We start from the raw sequence: 2848 nt of genomic DNA, 5'->3' as shown, positions 1-2848 counted from the left end.
TCTGACGGCCCTGGCCGACGAACCGGCTCCGCCTCCCGGCTTCGACGCCGGCCGCTCCGTGGCCGAGGGCACAGCCCGGCTGCGGCGTCGCAACGCCCGCGTCGACGGCGGCCGGGTGGAGCTGGCGTGGGCCGGGCCGCCGGACGGGACGTTCCGCGTCGCCGTCGGCGGGACCGCCCTGCTGACACCGGGGCACTGCGCCGATCTGCCGCTCACCTCCGGCACGGCCACGGTCGCCCGGGTCGCGGGTGTGGCACGGGGACCGGTCGCGTCCCTCGCCCTGGTCACCACCGGTCCGCAGCTCACCGGCGTGGCCGTCGGCGCGGACCGCAGCGTGACCCTGACGTGCACGCCACCGGAGTCGCCGCCGCTGACCGCCGTCCGGCCCGTGGTGCGCTGGGGCGGCACCGGGGCCGAACTCGACGACCTGCCGTTCACCGGTGACCCGGTCGTCCTCACCCTGCCGGACGACATCCCCAACACCGCCACCATCGCCCTGCGCGGCCTGGCCGGCACCGCCGTCGGCCCGACCGGCGACGCCGCCGCGCTGCTCACCGTCGCGCCCACCGGCGTCAGGGTCGCCTACGACGGCGCCGACCTGCGGGTGTCCTGGGACGCACTGCCCTCCCCGCTCGTCGACGGGTACCGGGTCAGCACAGTGGTCGGCACGACCGTGACCGCGCTCGGCGACACGACGGCGGTCGCGGGCAGCTGGCCGGTGGAGATCGACGACGACGCCACGACCGTGGTCGTCCAGGCGCTCGCGTCCCTCGCGGTCGGGGCACCGTCGGAGCCCGTCCCGGTGTTCACCGAGGCCCTGTTCGTCGGCCGTTCGTACCTCGCGCCGCAGCGCGGTCCGGTGCTGACCGCGACCGACGTCACGCTCGGCCTGCCGGAGCTGTTCGCCACCCCGCTGTCCGAGGAGGTCGAGCTGCCGCTCGGCTTCGTCCTGACACCGGCCGACTCCGGGCCGTTCGCATACACCCTGATGATCCCGGCGAGCAGCCCCGTCTGGAGCTTCACCGACCGCCCCGACGTGATCGCCCGGTGGGCCGCGCTGCTCGCCGACCTCCAGCCGCTCGCCGTCACGCCGTACGGGGTCGCCGCGCTCACCGAGGCGGTCTCGCGGTCGATGCCGCAGACCTTCGCCGAGACGCTGTACTTCGCCTACGGCCTGCGCTTCGACCGCGGCTGCTTCGACCTGCGCCCGGGCATCGTGGTGCGCGTCGAGTACGAGGGCTACCAGATCGCGCCCGGCGGCCAGGGCAGCCCGCTCTCCGGGTTCGTCACCTCGGGCGTCGCCGACTACGAGGTGGCCTCCTACGACAGCGCGGGCACCTGGACCAGCGGCCTGGACGCGTTCCTCGCCGAGCTCGCGCAGCAGGGCGGCGTCGAGGTGCCGGACCCGTCGGGGCCGGGCACCGGGCCGGGGCAGCTGTACGGCGGCGCGGGCGCGGTCGACCTGTTCGCGCGGGCGCTGCGGCTGCCGTACGCGCGCCTGGTCTTCCCGAGGACGCTGCTGCCGACGACCACGCCGGGCTCGCTGTGGCCGCAGCAGAACGTCGTCCTGCTGGCGGCCGCCACGCTCGCCGCGCTGGACGCGGCCACCGAGAACGTCCGCCGGCAGGACCCGCCCGGCAGCGGCGTCGCCGCGGCCTACCTGCGCGGTCGCGCGGTGGTCCGGGCGATGGTGCGGATCAGCGTGAACGGCGCGTCCCGGCTGGTGCCGGTGGGGACGACGCTGGGCAACGTGCTCGCGAGCGAGGGCCGGCGGCCCTCGGCCGTCCCCGTGCCGCTGAACGGCGTGACGATGCACCGGCCGCGGTCGGCGGCGGCCCCGGCCGGTGCCTCGGCCGACGGCCCGGCCGGCGACTGGCCGGTCGTCCCGGGCTGGCAGCCGCGCGAGCCGGCCGCGCTCGACCTGCCGCTGCTGCACGGCGACCGGCTCGACCTCGCCACCGGCCCCTGCCCCTGCCCCTGCCCCGGCCCCGGCCCCGGCCGATGAGTGAGCCCACGTTCACCCGGGCCGGGGACACCGCGCTCTACTGGGCGGATCCGGCGGACCGCGTGGCGGCCTTCCTCGCCTCCGACCCGGCAGCGCTCGGCGACCGGCCGACGCTGACCGGCACCTGGGCGGACGGCCGCGGCGTCTACGTCCTCCTCGGCGCGCCGGCCGCGGACCCGACGGCGTTCCTGGCGGCACTGCGGACCTGGCTCGGCCGCTACGCGCCGCGGCGTCCGCCCCGCTTCCTCTGGGTCGCCGACCCGACGGCACCGCCCACCGCGTGGGCGGCCACCGCACTCACCGGCCGGGAAGGCCCGGACGGGACGTGGGTGGCGGACGGGGCGGACTTCCCCCTGGCCGACTACCGGCTCACGGTGGCCGGCGGCGGGGCGGTCGCCCCCGCGGACACGGCGGCCGGCTGGGGCTTCGCCGTCGCCGACGGCGCCGACCGCTCCGCCCTCACGCTGTACTCGCCGACGGCCCGCTTCCCCGCCCGGCGCACGACCACGCTGTTGTGCATGGCGGCCGGTCACACCGGTGCCTGGCGGTTCGTCCTCGACGCGCCGGCCCGCGGCGACGCGTTCGCCGGGCTCGGCGCGGGGATGCGCTTCTTCACCCCCGGGGACGAGGGCGTCGTCACCACCGTCCGGTTCGACGTCGTCCGCCAACCCGAGGACGCCGCACTGGAGTTCCACGGGCAGATCGACCCGCTGCGGCCGCTCGACGGTGGGCGCACCTCGCTCGGCTTCTTCACCTGCGCGACGGGCGAGGGCGATCCGCCGGCGCTTGTCGCGTAGACGTTCGCCATGGTCAGCGGGCTGAGCTCCAGGGTGCCGAGGACCA

At 77.1% G+C, this 2848-nt stretch carries 2 protein-coding genes; both read left to right on the top strand.

Going from position 1 to position 2848, the window contains the following annotated elements; translation table 11 throughout:
- Positions 1-2005 (top strand): hypothetical protein (locus ABZ885_RS38645; RefSeq protein ID WP_360199503.1); only part of this gene is annotated, 2005 nt, incomplete at its 5' end.
- On the top strand, positions 2002-2802 hold the full coding sequence (locus ABZ885_RS38640) for a hypothetical protein (protein WP_360199501.1): 801 nt from the start codon (positions 2002-2004) through the stop codon (positions 2800-2802). The genes ABZ885_RS38645 and ABZ885_RS38640, both read left to right, overlap by 4 nt.
- The last annotated feature ends 46 nt before the right edge of the window (positions 2803-2848 follow it).

It is taken from the genome of Kitasatospora sp. NPDC047058 (assembly GCF_040643935.1).
Lineage (GTDB): Bacteria > Actinomycetota > Actinomycetes > Streptomycetales > Streptomycetaceae > Kitasatospora.
This window is presented reverse-complemented; position numbering and strand designations above follow the sequence as displayed.